This window comes from Gordonia polyisoprenivorans (assembly GCF_017654315.1).
In the GTDB taxonomy this organism is placed as follows: Bacteria; Actinomycetota; Actinomycetes; order Mycobacteriales; family Mycobacteriaceae; genus Gordonia; species Gordonia polyisoprenivorans_A.
The window spans coordinates 1846073-1867817 of the sequence record NZ_CP072203.1 but is presented as its reverse complement, the minus strand read 5'-3'; the positions used below and the strand labels follow the sequence as shown (position 1 = coordinate 1867817).

The 21745-nt window shown below is 68.9% G+C and carries 3 protein-coding genes; all 3 read right to left on the bottom strand.

All coding sequences use genetic code 11. The features are described from left to right. Positions 1-817: 817 nt before the first annotated feature. Genes J6U32_RS08375 through J6U32_RS08365 form a run of 3 tightly spaced genes read right to left on the bottom strand, consistent with a single transcriptional unit; the run spans position 818 to position 21614 of the window. Positions 818-3247, bottom strand: coding sequence for a DUF4012 domain-containing protein (locus tag J6U32_RS08375; RefSeq protein WP_208794648.1), 2430 nt, complete (start codon positions 3245-3247; stop codon positions 818-820). Continuing rightward, positions 3244-20913 carry a non-ribosomal peptide synthetase gene (locus J6U32_RS08370; RefSeq protein ID WP_208794646.1) on the bottom strand — a complete coding sequence of 5890 codons (17670 nt, stop codon included), beginning with the start codon at positions 20911-20913 and terminating at the stop codon, positions 3244-3246. The genes J6U32_RS08375 and J6U32_RS08370 overlap by 4 nt, the downstream gene beginning before the upstream one ends. Further along, positions 20910-21614, bottom strand: coding sequence for a hypothetical protein (locus J6U32_RS08365; RefSeq protein WP_208794644.1), 705 nt, complete (start codon positions 21612-21614; stop codon positions 20910-20912). The genes J6U32_RS08370 and J6U32_RS08365 overlap by 4 nt, the downstream gene beginning before the upstream one ends. Positions 21615-21745 lie beyond the last annotated feature (131 nt).

The following is a 21745-nucleotide window of genomic DNA, read 5'->3' as shown; positions in this document are numbered from 1 at the left end:
GTCATTCCGCCCAGATCCAGAATGCCTGATTTGCGAGATTGGATTCCGGATTCTCGTGAATCCACCATTCTGCGATTCCGTCTCATTCAAAGAATGCCCAAGAACCCGGCATGAATGACGAGGATGCCATCAAAGAATGTCGTCAAGAATGCATAGACCCCCGCCGAGCGCCCCTCCTTCGATGGTCGAGGAGCGTCACCTTTGATCCGCCGAGCGGGATCCCCCTTTCCCGACGGTCGAGGAGCGCCACCCTTCAATACCGCCGGGCGCCTCCCCTTCGCTCGTCGAGAAGCGCCACCCCTCGATACCGCCGAGCGCCGCCCCCTCCCGTTGGTCGAGGAGCGCCGAGCGAGCGCAGCGAGCACGACGCGTCTCGAGACCACCGCACGCCAACACCGCAACCCGGCCGGACTACGAATACAACATCCACCGCAGCGGACCACCGACCCCGAAAAACACGGTTTTCGGCCCGATTCCGTGGAAGTTATATTCGTACCGGGCCGGCACCCAGCACCGGGTCGCCACGTCTCGAGGCTCCTCGCCTAGCGGCTCGTCACACCTCGACGACCGGGGGAAAGGGCCGACCTTACACCCGCACCGAGCACGATCCCCCTTGCCCGCTGGTCGAGGAGCGCCGAGCGAGCGCACCGAGCACGACGCGTCTCGAGACCACCGCAACATGACGCTGGAAATTCATACCCAGCACCGGGTCACCGCGTCTCGAGGCTCCTCGCCTAGCGGCTCGTCGCACCTCGACGACCGATCATGGGAGTCGCCCAGAACGGGACCACTCGACGACCGAGGAAAGCCGGGGCGATCACCGGCAGGCCGGGACATCCACCTTTACCTGTGGGGTGTCGACGAGGGGCTGGATGGGGACGTCGGCGGGGCCGTGCGCCGACGTCGGCTCCTCCAGGTTCATGGTGACGGTGACCTTCTGACCGGGCGGCACGCGCACCAGAGTCGAGACGTAGGGGCGGCCGTTGAGGGTTTCGTTGGTGTAGAGCGGGCCGACGCCGTCGACGGTCAGGGAGGTGACGGTGGCGCCCTTGGTAGTCAGCATCGCGACGTTGACCAGGTTCGTCCCGCGGGCCACCGACAGGTTGGTGCCGTTGGGTGCGACGACGTAGTCGGGTAGCGACAGGTTGTCGAGGGTATTGGTGAGCGTGACGGTCACCGTGCTCTTCCGCGAGTCCCCGCTACATCCGGCGGCCTGATAGGAGATCTCCCGGCGCAGGTAGTAGTCGAGCTTGTTACCGGCAGCATTGGACAGGGCGACCTGAAGATACGGTGCCGACGTATCGGAGATCTGGTGTCCGAGGTCGGTGGACTCCAAGATCTTCTGCTCGGCGGGATCGGCGCTGTACACCATGATCCGACGTTCATGCACCCCACGACCGAGCGCCTCGAGGAGTGCGCCGGTGTCGCCGCGGAAACCGGAGATCTGGCCGACGACGGCTCGGGAGATGCTCTGCAGATACGCTTTTCGCGCATCATTGTTGTCGGCAAAGCGCTGATATGCCGTCGACAGCGTGATCGGAACGATGTTGTCGGCGGTGATCTTCTCCCCGCTCGGCAGCGTGACCGGCCCGGTCACCTTCAGGACGTAACTCATCGCGATCGGGTCGAGGGCTACGGCACCATCGAGTTGCTGACCGGTCTGCGACTTCCAGTTGGCGATCCAGATCCGGGCGGCGTCGGGAAAGTTCGGGCTCAGATTGGAGTTGCGGAAGTCGGTGTAGGGCTTGAACGAGTCGAACAGCCAGTCGTACTCCTGCCCCAGATCGATCTGCGGACGCGCCGGATTACGGAAGTCCGAGTTGGCACCCAACGTCGGCGCGGTCACCCGGCCGTCGCTGGCGTCGATGATCGCGAACCCGCCGACGAGCCCACCGGTCCCCCGAGACTCCGACGGTGTCTGCAGGGCGAGGATGTAGTTCCGCGGCCCGTCGGCGCCGAGCATCGACGGAACCAGTTGCGCAGCAACATCGGTGCCCTGCACGGTGGTGTTGGCACGGTCGAGCAGATCGACGAGCTGGTTGCGGGCGTCGGCGACCGTACCCGACCAGCTCGGATCGATTCCGGCTGCACGGGTGGCGATCGCGTCGGACTTCTCCGCGATCGCCGCGAGCTGTGGTTGCGCCTGCCGCAGCGGGGCGGTGGAGATGGTGTCACCGCGGCGCAACTGCGACGGCGAGAGCACCGACGACAGATCCGCCGACGGCACCAGTACCTGCGAGGCGTAGTCCGACACCGCGGAACTGATCTGCGTCACCGAGTCGAGTGGTTTGCCGAGCCACGGGATGGCCGCGGCCGCAGACCACACCACCCCGTCGGTGCGGTCTGCGGCACCACCCGCCTCGTCGGCCGCCGACTGCGCGGCCTGCTTGGCCGTCTTCTGGTCGCCGTCGAGGATCGCGGTACGCGCGCGTTGCGCGTCGGTGCGCGCCGACTCCAACTCCCCCTTCGCCGCGAACGCCGAATAGGCAAGCCACGCAACACCGATCACCACCACAGCGATGAGCACACCGATGATGATCCACAGCCACCGATTCCGCCACCACCGGGCGCGCGGTGTCTCGTCACCCGACGAGGCCGACCCCGGGTCCTCCGGCGGCGGACCGTCGCCACCCTCCGGCTCGACGGGTACCGGCTCCGGCACGCGACCACCGGGCAACTCGACGGCCGCACCGCCGGCCAGCCATGACGCCACGTCGAGCACCCGCGGTTCGATCTCGGCGAATACCCGCTCGAACGCCTCCTTCGGCTGCCCCATCGGGTCGACGATGTCGAGGCGCTCGGCGTTGGTGTCGATCCGTGCTCGCGAGTCGATCACCGTCGACAGGCCGGCACTGTCGAGTTCACCGACCAACTCCACGAACTCGTTGAGCGTGAACATCCGCTTCCACCGCGCGGGTGTCGTCCGCTGGCATGCGGCGCGGTGTTCGCGGGTCATCGTCAGCACCAGGTCGGCGCCGTCGAGGATCTGCGGGCGAAGGTAGTGGGCCTCGAATCCGGCTGCGTCGTAGCCGTGTTCGTCGAGCACCTCGACCGACAGCGGATGCATCGGCGCACCGTTCTGCGCGCCGACACCCGCGCTGGTCACCGTCACCGACACCCCGGCGGTACCGGCGAGTGTCCGCAGAATGCGCTCGGCGATCGGCGACCGACAGATGTTGCCCGTGCACACGAACAGAATCGACTGGGGCCGGTCGACCACTCCCGGACTGCTCTGTCCTTCGCTCACCAATGCTCCTCGAGTAGTTCCGCGATCTGCCGCATCGACGCCGGGCCACCAAGATCGGCGTGCGCGCGACCGGTCTCGATCACCTCGACGTCACCGTCGAGATAGGGCGCCCACGCCTGCTCCTTCACGTCCACATCCACGTCGCCGTCGTTCGACGCCAGGTACAGGACCCTACCTGCGGTCACCGACGACGGCTGATGTCGGCGTAACCCGTCGACGACGATCCCGATGCGGTGGGTGACGGTGGCCGCCAGGTCGGGGTCGGCGGCGGCGAGCGGCTGCAGCAGCGCGTGGAGCCGGGCCGCATCGTCGTCGGCGACGCGTGCGAGTTCGGCGGCGTCGACTTCGGCCGGGGTCCGCGGGTCGAGAAGCACCAGGAGCGCGATCTCACCGCCACTCTCGACGATCTGCCGGGCGATCTCGTGGGCGAGCACCCCACCGTACGACCAGCCGATCAGTCGATACGGACCGTCGGGCTGGCGCTCGCGGATCGCGGTCACGTGACCTGCTGCGATGGCGGCCAACGACTCCGGCATCGGGTGCGCGGTGTCGAGGAGCTCGGGCAGCTGGACGCCGAGCACACGGCGATGCGGCATCGCGTGGGCCAGCGGGGCGTAGTCGGTGACGATTCCCGTCACGGTGTGCACCACCCACAGCGGAGCAAAGTCGGACGCACGCTCCCCCGACAACTCCACCACCCGGTGATCCAGCAGTCGGTCACCGCCGGCGACGACACCCGCGGGTGTCGCGTGCGCGAACAGCTCGGCAACCGACATCCGCAACCCGGTACGGTGCTCGATTTCGTCACGTAACGCGATCAGTGCCAACGAGTTTCCGCCGGCGTCGAAGAAGTCGTCGTCCATGCTGACCGGCACCCCGAGGACGGACTCGAACGCCGCGCACACCGCGTGTTCGTGGGCGGTGGCCGGTGGTCGACCGGATCGGGTCCACTGGGGCGGTGGGAGCGCAGCGTCGTCGAGTTTGCCTGCGCTGGTGTGCGGTAACGCGGCGACGGCGATGATCTTCGCGGGCACCATGTGCCGCGGTAGCGTGCGGCCGGCCACTCGGCGCATCTGCTCGACGTCGACCGCGTCACCGACGACGTACGAGATCAGGGCGGCGCCGGCCGGACCCGGCCGGACGACGGTTGCCGCCTGTACCGCCCCCGATCCCAAGAGCACGGCGTCGATCTCGGCGGGTTCGACGCGTTGCCCGCGGATCTTGATCTGCCGGTCGACGCGCCCCACATAGATCAGGCCACCGCCGCGCCGATCCCAGCGCACGAGATCACCGGTGCGATAGAGCCGTTCGCCACCGGGGCCGGCGACGAACCGTGCGGCGGTCTTGCCGGGATCACCCAGATATCCGCGCGCCAATCCGGTTCCGGCAACGTACAGTTCGCCGACCACGCCGGGGGCGACAGGCCGCAGACGCCGGTCCAGAATGATCGTTCCGATGCCGGGCAGCGGGTATCCGATCCGATTCGGTTCGTCGGATCGATAGGGGGCGCCGGTCACCCAGACGGTCGCTTCGGTGGGGCCGTAGACGTTGTCGACCTCGGTGTGCGCTGACCACTCGTCGGCAAGGGTGCGCGACAACGCTTCTCCCCCGATGAAGACGCGACGCATCGACGGCAACACCGCGGGGTCGACGGTTTGCATCACCGACGGAGTCCCGAGCATGACGGTGGCGCTGACCTCCCGTAGCCACGCGGTCAGTTCGGTGCCGGCGCGCACCGTCGACGGCGCAACCACCAGTGCCGCACCCGCCCCGACCGCCGACAGGATCGTCATGATCGACGCGTCGAAGGCCGGTCCGGTGGTGAGCGCGACCCGGTCCAACACCGAGATGCCACTCACCCTGGTGCAGCGGTGCAGCCCACGATGGGTGACCGCGAGCGCACTGGGGGCGCCCGTGGTGCCGGAGGTGGTGATGATGTAGGCGAGCGCATCGGGTGAGACACGTTGTGCTGGAACATGTGTAACCGGACCGACGGGTTGGGGTGGGATATCGTGACGGGTCACCGGTCGGGCCTGCGCGAGAGCGAGGGTCTTCTCGATGCGGGCGGCCGGATGATCCGCGTCGACGGCCACGATCACCGCCCCGAGCCGGCTCACTGCCCACCACGCCACCACCCATTCGACGGATCGGTCGATGAGCAGCCCGACCCGATCCCCGACGCGCACACCGCGGTCGGCGAAGCTGCGGGCGGTCGCCGAGACCCAGGCGTCGAGCTCGGCGAAGGTGAGATGGCGTGCACCGTCGTCGACGGCCATCACGTTCGCATGCCGACGCACGGCCGCGTCGAGAATGTCGTGCAGCAGTGGCGGTTCGATGCTATCGGGGGTGGCGCCCGCATGCTCGAGGATGAACTCCGACTCGCGCCGGCTCAGCAGACGGGTGGGGTCGAGGCGCTGTGTGCCGTCGCCGGTGACGATCTGCAGTGCGGTGCCGATTCTCCGGACGATCGTGTTGATCTGAGCCTCAGAGAACAGTTGTCGCGCATAGATCACGTCGATGCGATGTCCCTCGGGGTCGAGTGTGATGATCACCTGCAGATCGAATTCGCTTCTCGGGCTGAACTCGTCGATGCCGGGCACGGTGCCGGCGGCTGCCGCCGCACCCGACGCCATGGCTCCGTCGACCACGGAGAACATGATCTGCACCAGGGGATGTCGGCCGACGACGCGGGTGACGCCGAGATGGTCGACGACGTCGTCGAAGGCGACGAGGGCGTGGTCGGTGGCCGCGAGGTCGTCGTCGCGCACCATATCGATGAGTTCCTCGACGGTGCCGACGGCTCCGATCCGGGTGCGCAGCACCACGGTAGAGACGAGCATGCCGACCACCGAGCGCCACCGGTCGTCGCCACGCAGTGAGACGGGGGTGGCCATGGCGATGTCGTCGGCACCGGCCTGCACGCTCAACGCGAATGCTGTGGCCGCGTGCAGGATGTGGAACTCGGAGGCGTGGTGGGCGCGCGCGGTGCTGCGGATCTTGTCGGTGAGGTGGCGGGTCAGGGTGCGACGCACGGTTGCCGTCGAGAGGTCACGCACGACGGGCCGGTGTTCGACGAGGCCGAGGTCGTCGGCGTATCCGTCGAGCGCTTGCTCCCAGAACTCCAACAGGTCAGCACGTTCGGTACGTTCTCGCGCGTCGAGATCTGCTGCGGCACCGAGGAAATCACCCGTCAGGGCACCGAGCGGGGTGCCCATCACCGCGGCGGTGAGGTCGGCGGCGATCATGGCCGCGGATTCGCCGTCGATGCTGATGTGGTGGGCGAGGATCCCCACCGCGAGGGGCCGCTCGCCGGTGTCCGTGAGCACGCTGACGACGAGCGCCCGCACCGGCGGTGTGCCGGCGGAGTTGGCGGGCGAAAGGTGCAGCAGGCCGGTCAACACATCGGCGTCGAGTGAGTCGGCGGCGAGGTTCTCGACATCGGGTGACCAGCCCTCGACGACCCGCTGGCACGGGCCACTCCCCGTATCGCCGTAGGCCAGACGCAAAGCCGGGTGGCGGGCGATCACCGCGCGCAGAGCATCGGCCGCCTGTTCGACGGTCACGCCCTCAGGTACCGGCACCACGACGGGTACCGCATAGAGGGGTGCGGCCTCGGCCATGAATGCCGCGGTCCACAGTCGCCGTTGCGTCGGCGCCAGCGGCACCCACTCCCCGCCGACAGCGCCCTCCCCACCCGCGACAGCGCTCATTTCTCCGCCGACAGCGCTCTCCCCAGCGCCGACGGCGCTCACCACACCCTCGACAGCGCTCGCCAGGGCACGCGGCGTCGGATGGTCGAAGACGAGGGCGGTCGGCACCCGCATCCCCAGGCCGCGTCCCAACCTCGACGACACCTGCGTCGCCGACAACGACGTCCCGCCGAGCGTGAAGAAGTCCGCGTCGGCCGCGACGTCGTCGACGCCGAGGATGTCGGCCATCACCGCGCGCACCGCGTCCATATCGTGCGAGTTCGCCTCGCCCACAACCACAGTCGGCAGCGGCGTCACCTCGGCCACCACCCCGGTCGGTAGCGCCATCAGCTCGGGGAACGGTCGGTCGAGGTCGTCGGCCATCGCCGCGAGTGCCGCGCACACGTCGGTGAGCAGCGCGTCGGCCACCTCAGCCGGCACCCGTGGTGAATACACCGCGGTCGCCTCTAGCTGCCCGTCGACGACGGTGATCACCAGTTCGGCGTCGAGTTTGGCGGCCACCGCATCTCCGTCGAGTGGCACGGGCTCCGCGCGCACCCCCTCGGCGAGGACCCCTGCGTTGAACACCCCTGCCCCGTCGAGCGCGGGCACCACGTCCTGGCCGACGAGCAGGATCGAGGTGAGCGGGTCGATGCCGTCGCGAACACCGGGCCGGACGGCTGCGGCGACCGCCTCGTAGGGCACCTCGGCGTGGGCGAGGGCGTCGAGCGCGACGTCGCGCGCCTGCTGCACCGCCGACCGCATCGACGTGGTGGCGTCGATCCGGATGCGCAGGGCGACGGTGTTGACGAACATCCCGACCACCGACTCCCACTGCGGTGCCGACCGCCCGTGCACGGGCATCGCGATGACCACGTCGTCGCGTCGTGCCCAGCGGCCGAGTACCGATGCCAGCGCCGCGTGGGCCGCCTGGAACAGGGTTGCCGATTCATGTTGTGCCGCAGCGGTGATCGCGGTGGCGACCTCGACGTCGAGGCGGTGGGTGATACGGCCGCCCGGTCCGATGTCGCCACCGACACCGGGCGTGCGGAACGGGGCGATACCGGCCAATGTCTCTTGCCAGTGCCGGATCTCTCGGGCGTATCGGCTCGACGGATCGTCCGGGTCGCCGAGCAGCGCGAGGTGCCACTGGGTGTAGTCGCCGTAGGTGAGTGCGGGCGGGGCAGGCTCGGTGCCGGTGTAGGCCTGGGCGAGCTCGCCGAGGAGCAGTCGCACCGACCAGCCGTCGAGCGCGATGTGGTGTGCGGTCATGGCCACATCGATGTGGTCGGCGCTCTCGAACACGACTGCGCGGACGCCGATCTCGTGTTCCAGGCCGAAGGGCCTGGTGATCTCGTCCCGAATCGCCGCGCCCACATCACCGTTCACCTGGACGATACTGACGTCGGCGCCGTCGGCGAGTCGCTGCCACGGTCCGTCGTCGATGACGGTCCGCAGGCTCTCGTGGCGCCCGAGTACCGCGACCATCGCCTTGACGAGCCGGTCGACATCGACGGCTCCGGTGAGCCGCACCACCAGCGGCACGTGGTACGCCGTCGACAAGGGTGCGCGCAGGTGTTGAATCCAGATGCGCCGCTGCGGGTATGCCAGCGGCAGCCGCTCGGGTCGTGCCAAGTGGCGTGGCACAGCGACCGGCGCATCGGAGCCCGCCGGGATCGCCGAAGCGAGGGCGGCGACGGTCCGGGTGTCGAACAGGGTGCGGACCGCGATGTCGGAGCCGAGGCGTTCGGAGAGCCGTGAGGCGACCTGTGTCGCCGACAACGACGTACCGCCGAGGGCGAAGAAGTCGGCGTGCGCGTGCACCTCGTCGACGCCGAGGACCTCGCCGTACGCGGCCGCCACCATCCGCTCCACATCGGTGCGTGGGGCGACAATCTCTGCGACATCACCGGCAAGGTCCGGGGCGGGCAGGCGGCTGCGGTCGATCTTACCGGTCGACCCGAGCGGCAGCCGATCGACGAGTGTGATCGACGCCGGAACCACGCTGCGCGGCAACACCGTACGCACCTGTTCCCGCAGGCTCGCACCGTCGACAGGGGAACCCGGTGCCGGAATGACCCACGCGGCGAGCACCCGCTCACCGGCCGGAGTGCGACGGGCGGCGACGACGGCTTCGCTCACATCCGCAAGACCGGCCAGCGCGGCCTCCACCTCGGCCGGTTCGATCCGGATGCCGCGCACCTTCAGCTGATCGTCGCCGCGTCCGTGGATGACGAGGTCGCCGTCGGCGCGCCGGTGGACGAGGTCGCCGGTGCGATACCGGCGCGTCCCGTCGGGGCCGGCCGCAAAGGCGGTCGCCGTGCCGGCCGGGTCGTCGAGATAGCCTCGCGCCAGAGCACTTCCGCCGATGTACAGTTCGCCGATCGTGTAGTCGGGTACCGGCCGCAACGCGTCGTCGAGGATGACGGCGTCGACTCCGGGTATGGTGGCGCCGATGGTGATCGGACCGTCGGGGCGGCACCGCGCGCTGGTGACGGCGACCGTCGTCTCGGTGGGCCCGTACTCGTTGCTGACGGTGTGCCCGTGCGCCATCCACGTTCCGGCCAGCCGGGCACTCAGCGCTTCCCCACCAACCGCGACGTGCCGAACCTCCGGCACCTGCGTGGGGCTGATGGTCGACAGCACCGACGGCGTCGTCAGCAGCACGGTGGTCTCGGTGTCGGCGATGTGGTCGGCGAGGTCGTCGCCGCCGATCACCTCCGGCGGGCAGATCACCACGCAGGCTCCCGCGGCGAGGACGGGCACGATGCCCATCAGGTGCGCGTCGAAACCGACGGCGTACGTGTGCATCACGCGGTCGAGGGACGTCAGCTCGAGGCGTCGGACGGTGTCGCGGGCCCAGCCGGCGAGTCCGCGATGGGTGACGACGACGCCCTTGGGCCGGCCCGTGGTCCCCGAGGTGAAGGTGAGGTAGGCGGCGTCGTCGATGTGCAGCGGGCGCACCCGGTCGGCGCGGGTGAATCGTCGCCGTTCGACCGGATACAGGTACGGATTGTCGACAGCGATCACCGGCACCGCACCCACGTCCGGCACCTCGTCGGCGACGAGTGTGAGAACCACGGCAGCGCTGGCGCGTTCGAGGATGTCGCGGCGTCGGGCTGCGGGGTCGGCGGGGTCGACGGCGACGAATGCCGCGCCGGTCCGGGCGATCGCCACGGTGGCCACCACCCCGAATACCGACCGCGGTAGGTGACACGCCACCACCTGGCCCGGTCCGATCCCCTGCTCGCGCAGCCGCCACGTCAGCGCGTCGGCGAGACGGTCGACGTCGCCGTAACGCAGCGCGGCACCGCATCCGGGGATGCGGTGCGCGGCGTCGTCGACGGCGATCGCCGACGGTGTGGTGAGCTGCGCGTCGAGCAGCTCGGCCAGCGTCTCCGGCGGTGGTGGCTCCACCCGCCGCACTGCCGGGCCACCGAGGAGGTCGGCGCCGGTCCGTTCGGGTTGTGCCACAGCCTGTTCGAGCACCGACCCGAGGAGCGAGGCGAGGGCGTCGAGTCGAGGTTGGTCGGTGACACGTTCCCCACAGGTGAGATCGAGGTGCGCGCGTCCGTCGCTGCGATGGCTCATCACGTCGATGCCGAACAGTGGTGCGGTGGCGCCGGAGTAGCGCGACGCCACGTCGTCGGGGACGGCGCCGAGGACGACGTCGAACAGTGGGCGTCCGGCGCGGTCGCGGCCGGGGTCGGCGATGCGGCCGATCGCCGACAGCGGCAGGTCGGCGTGGGCGAGCGCACCGATGTCAGTGGCGGTGACCCTGGCGAGGAGGTCGGTGAACGGGATATCGAGGTCGATGCGGGTGTGCAGCGGGACGGCGCGGGCGAAGAGTCCGGGGACGTCGGCCAGGCGCGGGTCGACCCGCCCCGACAGTGCGGTGCCGATGGTGACGACGTCGCTGCCGGACTGTCGGGCGAGGATCATCGCGAGGACGGTGTGCAGCACGATGAACGGGGTGCTGCGCGCATCGGCGGCGAGCGCGTCGAGTTGCGCGGTGGTCTCTGCCGAGAGCACCACCGCGCTGTGGCGGGATCGGCCGCCGGCGGGTGCACCGAGGTCGATTTCGGGGAGTTGCAGTGTGGCAACGGGTTCGGCGAACACCGACGTCCAGTAGGCGGTGAGTTCGGCTCGGCGGGCGGCGAGGGTGTCGAGCCGCCACTGGGTGTAGCGCCGGTAGTCGACGGCCGGACGGGTGGGCGCGGTCAGCGCCGACCGCAGGATCGGCAGCGTTTCGCCGTCGGCGACGATGTGGTGGACGACCACGAGAATCCATGTGGTGGCGTCGTGTTCGACGAGGGCGAGGCGCCACGGGAGGTTGGTCGTCAGGTCGATGGGCTCGGCCAACGCGGCGAGTGCCTCGCCGACATCGGCGACCTCGGTGACCGCGAGCGCACCCAGATGGGCGCGGACGTCGGCGTCGGCCCAGCGCTCTTGGTAGGGCGTGCCGTCGTCGGCGATCGGAAAGCTGGTGCGCAGCGCGTCGTAGGTCAGGGCCATGGAGGTGAGTGCGCCGCGCAGGTCGTCGATGCTGCCGTCCCAGATCTCGGCGACCGGGATCGCCATGGTCATGAGGTATCCGGTGCGGTCGGGTTCGGCGCGCCACCGCAGCCACAGGTCCTCTTGCTCGGGTGCGAGCGGAAGCCGATCGGGTTCAATGCGAACACCATCCAGATCGAGAACGCCGTCCGTCACCACGGCATCCAGCGCGGCCAGATCTCGCACGGTGGGTGCGGCGAAAACGTCGGTCACCGAAATCGCGAGTCCGGCTCGGGACAACCGGCTGGCCAGGCGTGCCGCCGACAGCGAGTTCCCGCCCACGGCAAAGAAGTTGATATCAGCGGTAATGGGCGGTGCATCGCCGAGGGTGGCGGCCATCGCGTCGGCAATCACCTGTTCGCGATCGGTCAGCTCTCCCGGCTCACGCACCCCGGTCGCTGTGAGGCTGAGCAGCAACGCTTCCCGATCGAGCTTGCCGTGTGCGGTCAGCGGCCACAGGTCGACGACTCCGATCCGCGCGGGCATCTGATGCGCGGGAAGCGCTGCGGCACAAGCATCCAGAAGGGTTGTCTCATCGGTGTCGCCGATCACGAATCCGACGAGCCGCTCATCGCCGGGCTGCGCACCCGAGTCGACGACGACCCGCGCGTCATTAACGCCGGGCACGGATCGGAGTACCGCCACGACGGCGGCGGGTTCGACGCGGTATCCGCGGATCTGCACTTGATCGTCGGTGCGGCCGAGGTAGGCAAGTCGGCCGTCGAGCAGGCGACGCACCAGATCGCCGGTGCGATAGCGGCGTGTGCCGTCGGGTGCGGCGACGAAGCGTGCCGCGGTTTCGGCGGGGTCGACGTATCCGCGAGCGAGTTGTGTTCCGGTGAGGTACAACTCGCCGCATCCGCCGACCGGGACCGGTCGGCCCCGGGCGTCGAGGACTTCTGCGCCGACGCCGGCCAGGGGTCGGCCGATGAGGGGTCGGTGGTCCCCGACGTCGAGGTCGCCGCCGGTCACCTGGACGGTGGTTTCGGTGGGCCCGTACATGGTGACGAGCCGGACGTCGGGATGCCGAGCCGCCCACTGCTGCAGCGCGGTTGGGTCGAAGGCTTCGCCGCCGAGCACCAGGCACCGCAGCGTGCGTAGCCGGTGTGCGCCGATCGTCGGGTCGGTGAGCCGGACGAACGACGTGGGCGTGTGGGCGAGGATGGTGACGCCGTGGTGGTCGAGGGCGTCGACGAAGCGCTCGACGTCGACGACGTCGTCGCGGCGCACGATCGCGATGGTGCCGCCCGAGGTGAGCGCCCCGAAGATCTCCCACACCGACACGTCGAAGGTGGGGGCATGGGTGCACGCCCACACGTCGCCCGGTCGGGGGTCGATGAGGTCGCGGGAGGCGGCGAGCATGGCAGCGAGTCCGGCGCGGGTGGCGATGACGCCCTTGGGTGTTCCCGTCGAGCCGGAGGTGTGCATGACGTACGCATCGCCCGGGGCCGTCGCCGTCTCGCATCGCGCGAGCATCGCCGCGACCCGCTCCTGCGGTGCGGCCGGGTCGATCGGCACGACCACCGCGTCGGCCATCAGCACGCCGACCATTGCGACGACCGCATCCACCGACGGCGGCAGCGTCAACGGCACCCGATCACCGGCCCCCACGCCGCTGTCCGCAAGATCCGCGGCATACGCGCTCGCCCGCGCCAGCAGGTCCGCATACGTCAGCGAATCATGTTCGTCCGCAACGGCGGTCGTCTCCGGGTGACGTGCGGCCGCATCACGCAGGAGGTCGAGCACATCGGCAGGTTCGGCGATGTGGGCAGACGACTCGATCGGCTCGGCGGCAGGCAACAGATCTTCGACGCGAGCATCCGTGGCCGTCGCCAGACCGCGTATCACCGCGACGAATCGTTGCAGCAGAACAGGTCCCGCGGAGGGATCGACGTGGTGCTCCGCGACTGACAGCGCGATGGTCATGCCGGTGCCGGTGTCGCGGACGGTGACTTCCAGTGCGGTGCGCGCCTGCCCGGTGGGCAGAGCCTCGTACTCGGCGATGCCCGGCGGAACCGGCGGCGTGACGTCGTGGTCGAGGAGCACGGGTGGCACGGTGAGCGGTGCGGTCTCGGCGTGCGCCATGGCCGCGGCGAATGTTGTGTGCGCCTGCGCCAGCGCGTCGTCGACATCCGACGATCGAATGCCGCTGGCGCGCAGCGGAACCGTGCGTGCGAGCATCCCGACGAGGCCGTGAGTGGCCGGGTCGTCGCGGCCTGCGACAGGGATGCCGATGACGGTGTCGTCGGTGCCGGTGATCTCGGCGAGCGTGGCAGCGAGGGCCACCCAGAGCAGCGCGTACACGGTGGTTCCGGCGTCGGCGGCCCGCTGTGCCAGGGCGGCGGCGGTGGCCGCGTCGAGCGTCGAGTGCACCACCACCGCCGGTCCGGCCGTCAGCCCGGTGGGATGCGGGTCGGACGGCTCGGGCAGTGCGAGGGTGGTGGGGGCACCGGCGAGGTGCGTGGTCCAGTAGTCGGCGTCGGCCGGCACACGCCGCGCGGCCAAGAGCGGTTGCGGCTCGGTCCAGTGCGGCGCCACGCCGTTGCGTCGGGCGTCGAGGGCGTGCAGGAAGTCGGTGACCAGCACCGGCACCGACCATCCGTCGACGACGATGTGGTGGGCCACCAGGATCAGCTCGGCGCCGTCCGCGGAGATCACGGCCCGCCAGCCGCAGTCGGTGCTCAGGTCGAACGGTGTGTGCACCGCCGAGCGCTCATCGAGGTCGGTGATCGGCGTGATCTGTTCCGCCGAGAGCACCCGTGGCACAGGCTCCCCGTCGACCTCGGGGTAGATCGTCCGCAGCGCCTTGTGCCGGTCGGCGACGTCACGCAGCGCAGTCTCGAGCACTCCCCGACTGGTGCTGCTGGTCAACCGGATGCGCACGGCGAGGTGATACGCCGCGGACGGTTCGACGCGGTTGAGAATCCACAGCGCCCGTTGTGCCGCAGTGAGTTGCGCCAGCGGCTCACCCCCCGCCACCTCGGCGGGCCGGCCCATCAGCGTGGTGAGCGCCGACACCGTCGGATGGGCGAACACGTCGCCGACGGTGACCCACCGCTGCGGTCCGCTGAGCTTGGCGGCCAACCGTGCCGCCGACAGCGAGTTGCCGCCCAGCACAAAGAAGTTGGCGTCGGCGTCCACGGCGTCGAGGCCGATGACCTCGGCGATCACCGCGGCCACCTGCTGTTCGGCGTCGGTGAGTGGTCGCGCGGGTGCGGCTGTTGCAGTGATCGCCGTGAGGAGTGCTGCGCGGTCGAGTTTCCCGGTGTCGGTGACGGGCCACGAGGCGACGACGCCGATACGCGACGGCACCGCATAGGCGGGCAGGTGGGCGGCGCACTCGGTGCGGAGGACGGCTTCGTCCAACGGGTCAGGGCCGGTGACCGCGGCGACGAGCCGTTCGTCGCCGGCAAGATTGCCGGGTTCGACGAGGACGCGGGCGTCGGTGACGCCGGGTAGTCGGCGCAGGACGGCGGCGATCTCGGCGGGTTCGATGCGGTGGCCGCGCAGTTGGATTTGGTCGTCGGTGCGGCCGAGGTAGGCGAGGCGTCCGTCGGGCAGGATGCGCACGAGGTCGCCGGTGCGGTACATGCGTGCGCCGGTCTGTTCGGGGTCGGCGACGAAGCGGGTGGCGGTCGCCGCGGCCGCGTTGAGGTAGCAGCGGGAGACCTGCCGCCCGGAGACGTACAGTTCGCCGCGTCCGCCGGCGGGGACGCGGCGTCCGCGGGCGTCGCGGACCGAGAGGTGCACTCCGTCGAGCGGTGTGCCGATGATGCTGCGGGCGTCGGTGGTGTCGACGTCGGCGGCGGTGAGATGCACGGTGGTCTCGGTGATGCCGTACATGTTGATCAGGCGTGTACCGGAATGGGCTGCCGCCCAGTCATGCAGCGCGGTGGGGTGGAGGGCTTCGCCGCCAAAGACGACGGACCGCAACGCTGGCAGATCGCCGTCGTCGCCGACGATCTCGGGGTCGGTGAGCCGGGCGAAGGCGGTGGGTGTCTGCGACAAGATGGTGACGCCGTGGGTGGCGAGGGCATCTAGGAGTAGGCGTGGGTCGCGGACGGTGGTGCGGTCGAGCACGGCGATGCGCCCGCCGGAGGCCAACGCCCCGAAGATCTCCCACACGGAGAAGTCGAAGGCGTAGGAGTGCGCCCAGCTCCACACGTCTGCGGGGCCGGCGCCGACCGCGTCGAGGGTGGCGCCGAGCATGGTCGCGAGGTTGTCGCGGCTGACGCTGACGCCCTTGGGTGTTCCGGTGGAGCCGGATGTGAAGATGACGTACGCCTCGCCGGGCGCGCGGCGGCCTGTGCTGCGCGCGCTGGTCGAGGGGCCGCGGGCTTGGACGTGCAGGTCGTCGCGGATGATCGCGACTGGGGTTGCGGCGTCGAGGAGTTCATCGATGCGTGACGGCGGGTGGTCGGGGTCGATGGGGACGTAGGCGGCGCCGGCCATCAGGACGGCGACCATCGCGATGATGGTGTTTGACGATCGGCTCATCTGTAGGGCGACGCGATCGCCGTCGCGGACCCCGTTGCGCAGCAAGGTGATTGCGAGCGAGCGAGCGCGGGCGGCGAGTTGGCTGTAGGTGAGGTCGCCACGTACATCCGTCACGGCGATGGAGTGCGGGGTGCTGCGGGTGTGCGGGATGAGTGCGCGGATCGGGTCGAGGGTGGGGGTGCGTCGCGGAGTCGGTTCGGGCGTGGCGACCGGCGGTAGCTGATGCCCGATCACCGCGTCGGCGGTCGCGTCGGCGAGATGGGTGACGGCCTCGACCAAGGTGTCGAGGAGTAGCACTGCACCGGTCGGGTCGACGCGGTGCTCGTCGACGGTCATCCGGATGTCGATGCCGTCGGTGGTGTCGGTGATGGCGAATTGCATCGCGGTCTGGGCGAATCCGGTGTCGAGGGGGCGGACGGTGCGAATCAGCGTGCCGGTGGTGTCGGTGACGTCCGGGAGTGTGACGGCTGTGGTGAGGAGTACGTCGGCCAGGCCGGCGGGTGCGGCGTCGGCGTGACGTACCGCCTCGGCGAGGGTGGCGTCGGTGCGCGTCAGTGCCTCGCCGAGCCGCTGGTCGAGGGTGGCGGTGTGTCGTAGGGGCAGGGTGCGCACGAACATGCCGACGCGGCCGAGGTCGGCGGTGGTGGCGCGGCCGCTGGTCGGCACCGACAGCACGACGTCGTCGAGTCCGGTGATTCGGGCGAGTACCGCTGCCAGCGTGACCCGCAACAGGGCTGCGACGGTGCCGCCGGCTGCAGCGGCGGTCTGCGCGAGCCGTTCACGCGAGGTGGTGTCGAGGTGGCGGTGGTGATAGCTCACCGGCCCGGGCCGCGCGGGTTCGGGCAGTGCAGAGTGGTCGGGTGCGCCGTCGAGGTGGGTACTCCAGAAGTTCTGCGCCGCAGCAGTATCGGTGGGGTTGGAGGTGATCGACGCGCTGAATGGTGCTGCCGGACTGGGCCAACTGGGTGCGTGGCCGTCGCGGCGGGCGTCGACGGCGGTGAGGAAGTCGGTGACGAGGATGGGGAGGGAGGCGCCGTCGACGGTGATGTGGTGGGCGACGAGGACCACCGAGATGGCGTCGCCGGAGTCGTCGATGGTGGCTCGCCAGGCGGGGGCGGCGCTGAGGTCGAACGGCGCGGTGGCTGCGGCGTGGATGCCGGCGTCGTCGAGGGGTGCGGTGGTGACCGGTAGGTGGTCGGCGAGGTGCGCGGCGGAAAGGACTCGTGCGGTAGCTATTCCGTCGTCGGCGGCGTCGAAAACGGTACGCAGCGCCTCGTGTCGGGTGGCGACGTCGGTGAGCGCTGCGGTGAGGACGGATGTGGTGATCGCCGGCGCGAATTCGAGGTGGACGGGCAGATGGTAGGCGGCGTCGGCGGGGTTCAGGCGGTGTGCGAGCCAGAGTTCTTGTTGGGGGGGGGTGGGTCGGTAGTGGTCGTGGGCGGTCTGCGGGGTCAGTGCGGGGGCGGTGTGTGTCGGTGCGGCGGCGAGTCGGGCGGCGATGTCGCGCAGTGTGGTGGCGGCAGTGATGTCGGCGATGGTGAGGATGCGGCCGGTTGCGGTGGCGAGGCGTCCGACGATCTCCATCACCGACAGCGACGTTCCGCCGAGGTCGATGACGGAGGCAAGCATCGACGGCTCGTCGACGTCCAGCACAGCAGATACCGTTGCAGCGACCAGAGTTTCGTCAGCACCGGTGGGTGGCTCGTAGGCGATCGGTGCGATCGGGATCTGCGCGAGGAGGGTGGCGACGGCTCGTCGGTCGAGTTTGCCGGTGGTGCCGAGCGGGAGTTGTTCGACGGCGACCACGCGGCGTGGCCACATCATCGACGGCAGTGTCGCGAACAGTTGCTGGCGCACGGTGGCGGCGAGTGCGGTGGGGTCGTCGGCGTCGGTGGTGATCGCGACGTCGATGGTGGTGCCCTGTGTGCTGTGGACGGCGATGGCGACGGTTGCGTCGACGCCGTCGACATCGGCTGCGGTGCGTTCGATTTCGGCGGGTTCGATGCGGACGCCGTGGACGGAGATCTGGTCGTCGTTGCGGCCGTGGAATTCGAGTAGCCCGGTGGTGGGGTCGATGCGTGCGAGGTCGCCGGTGCGGTACATGCGGGTACCGGGCTGCCAGGGGCAGGCGACGAATCGGGCGGCGGTGAGGTCGGTGCGGCCGAGGTATCCGAGCGCGAGTTGCGCTCCGGCGAGATAGATTTCGCCGATCATCCCGGTCGGTTGTGGGCGGAGCCGGTGATCGAGGAGGTAGGCGGCCATCCCGTCGACGGCGGTGCCGATGGGGGTGGGCCGGTCGGTGGGGATCGGTGCATCCAAGGTGGCGACCGTCGCGTACAGCGTGGCCTCGGCCGGCCCGTAGGTGTTGCGCAGGATGCGTTGTGGCGAGACCTGATTCGCGACGGCCGGCGGTAGCGTCTCGCCGATGGCGCCGACCACCCACGGCAGTTGATGGGTGGGGATGCGCGCGATGAGCGACGGGGTGGCGTACAGGTGGGTGACGGCGTTCTCGACGAGTGCTGCGCCGAGGTCGGCATCGATCGACGGGATCGGCACCAGGGTGTAGCCGAGTCCCGCGCAGGCAAGCATCTCGAAGTGCGCGATGTCGAAGGCCGGTGACGCCACCGCCGCCAGCCGTCCCGGCCCGTTCCCGTCGTCGAGAAGCGACTCCGCATCCCGAATCAGGTTCGCCAGTCCCCGATGCGGTACCGCAATACCTTTGGGCTCCCCGGTCGTCCCCGACGTGAACACCACATACGCCACGTCGTCCACCCCCGGCTTATCGCCGCTGCCCTCCCCTCGATGGCCGAGCCCTTCCCCCCGATGGTCGGCGCTATTTGATCGATGGTTACCAACCCCCCAATCGCCGACGCCTTCCATCCGATGGTCGAGGTGCGAGGCGCCCCCAGGCGCCGAGCCTCGAGACCCCCGCAGCCCACCGCTGGAACCCGCCGAATCGCCGACACCCTCCCCCCGCTGCTCGGCGCTACTTGATCGATGGTCGAGGCGATCGCCTTGATCGTCACCTTCCCCCCGCTGCTCGGCGCTACTTGATCGATGGTCGAGGCGATCGCCTTGATCGTCACCTTCCCCCCGCTGGTCGGCGCTATTCGATCGATGGTCACCATCCCCCAAGTCGCCGACACCTTCCATCCGATGGTCGAGGTGCGAGGCGGCCCGAGGCGCCGAGCCTCGAGACCCCCGCAGCCCACCACCAAACCGAAACCCCTCCTCCGACACCACACACACCGGCTCCGCTACCCGCAGAATCGTCTCCACTCGCACCCGCATGAGCGAAGGATCAACGAGCAGTATCGCCGCCCCAGTCCGCGCGACCGCCCACCACGCAACCACTTGCTCCACCCCGCGCGGCAGCGTGATCGCCACGGTCTCTCCCGGCCGCGCCCCATACCCGCGCAACTCCTCCGCGAACTCCTTAGCCCGCTCATCGAGTTCGGCGAACGTCAACGCGTCCTCGCCACACGCTTCGCCGTCGACGGCAATCCGATCACCGAACCGCTCGACGGTCTCATCGAGAATCTCCGTCCACACCCGCGGCCGCGCCGGTATCGACACCGCAGTCGGCTCCTCCACCACCAGAGGCAGATCGTCGACAGCCACCTCCCCACCGTCGACAAGAGCCGTCGCCACTTCCCCCAACAGCGCGACGATCTGCCGATGGTGTTCAACGACGTCGGCGTCGTCGTACCGATTCGGGTTGGCTTCGAGTTCGACGACGAGCGAACCGTCCACGCTCGGGTCGCCTTCAGTGTCGGGATAGATGTTGAGCGACAGGTCGTCGACGGGTCCGGTGGTCAGGGAGTGGAAGGTGGCGGTGACCTTTCCGAACTGGATCTTCCGGTCGAACATCATGATGTTGAGGACGGGGCCGGTGATGGGGCTGCCGTGGTCAGCGACGATGTCGTCACGCCGGTACCGCTGATGCCGCAGCGCTCCCATGAGCGCGCTTTGCGTGGAGCGTAGTGCACCACCGACGGTGCTTGCCGAGCCCACCCCGGTCCGTACGGGAACGAAATTCAGCGTCGGCAGCGGGGTATTCCGTAGAGCAGCGACAGTTCTCGCTGCAACCGCGAGATCGATGACGACGTCATCACTGTCGGTGATGCGCGCGAAGTACGCGGCCAAGGTGGTGGCGATGACCGCTGGGAGCGTGGTGGAACGCTCCTCCGCGACAAGCCGCAACATCGTCATCGTGCCAGCGGGAATCGGCGCAGACAACCTCCGGTTGATCGGTGCCGGCGGTCCCATACGCAGCGACGAGGAGGGTGTTCCGCCGCCGACGCCGTTAAGCACGTTGCGCCAATAGTCACGGTCGGTCTGGAAGCGGCGTGAGGCGCGGTAGTCGGCGTCCGCGCGGGCCGGGGCGCGCAGGTCGGGAATGACTCGCGAACTCACATCTGCAACTCCATCGAGAATCTCACCGATCCTCGCGAGCCCGCGGATCATGTAGTTGACGGCACCGAGACCGTCGGTGACGATGTGGTGCGTCCGCTGGAAGAGGACGAATCGAGTGCTGCTCAGCTCGAACAAGACTCCGCGAGCAAGTCTGTCGGCGAATGGATCGACAGGTTTAGACGCGTCCTCGCGCATAGTTGCCAGCGCGCTGCCGAACGGATCTGTCTCGCCTCGAAGGTCGACGTACTCGACAAAGTCGTGCAGAGTCGGGTCGTACACCCCGGTTGGGCCGGATGTGTCTGACCGCAGCGTGATCTGCAGCGATCGGCCTGCCCGAACCTCTTCGCGCAGTGCACCCAGGAACCGAGGGACATCGAGCGGTCCGTCAAGAATGATGTAGTTCGCGACACTCAGCGGGACGCCCGGCATCGCGGATTGCCGCTGCAGCAACGATTTCTGTGCATCGCTGAGCGGAAAATCGTATCCAGACTCGGGGTAGGCGGTGGTCATGCGCCACCCCTGCAGGGGTTCCGGATGGACGCGATCGTCATCAGTAGCGCGAGGCCACTCGTGCTGCTGTAAGGCCGCAAGTGCAGTGCCCAGGTTCGTGGACGGCACGAACTCACCGTTACCTTTCCTAACGTGCTAGCTAAGACGACCACGGGCGTCAGACCCTCGGCCAGCCATACCCCAACCTCATCGAACAAGTGCCTCGACGACACCGCAGAAACGACTGGAATGCCCACGCGCACAATCTCCAGAAGACCTGAGCCGCCCTTGTGTTCGCTTTCCGCGCCACACACCCCGCGGGCCACGTATGCACGCAACTGAAATTGATACGCCGCGACGGCTGCTCGACTGGCTCCTGGAGGCTCGGCAAAGCTCAGGTGGACGGCATCGGAGCCTAAGTCGTGTCTGAGGCTGCCAGCACAGCTACCCACGCATAGCTTTCCACCTACCCTGATCTCGAGCCGATCCGAGAAATGTTCGACCACAGCGAGGTACTGGTTGGCCGACAGCCGAGCAAATCCTTTATCTTCCCTTTCGCGGATCAAGCACAACAACAGTGCGGCCAGGCCGACAGGGTCGAGGCCGGCCCTCGGATCATCGCGGCCGTGGACCGGCGGACCGCTCACAGCACCACAGATGACACCAAAGCCAGGAAAACTACGTCCTGCGAGTGCCTCCAAAATACGGATGCCGTACTTCACGACTTCACCGACAAGATCAACACAACGTCCCACACAGCACCGGCGATAACATAACCGCAAACATAGTCAACCCAATTCTATCCACTAGCTCGTCCGTCTATAAACGCATTCATCAAGTCTACTATCCGGCA

Bases quoted from the DNA above. Each gene is read 5' to 3' on its own strand.
- J6U32_RS08370 (WP_208794646.1), bottom strand. From the start codon at position 20,913: ATGACCACCGCCTACCCCGAGTCTGGATACGATTTTCCGCTCAGCGAT.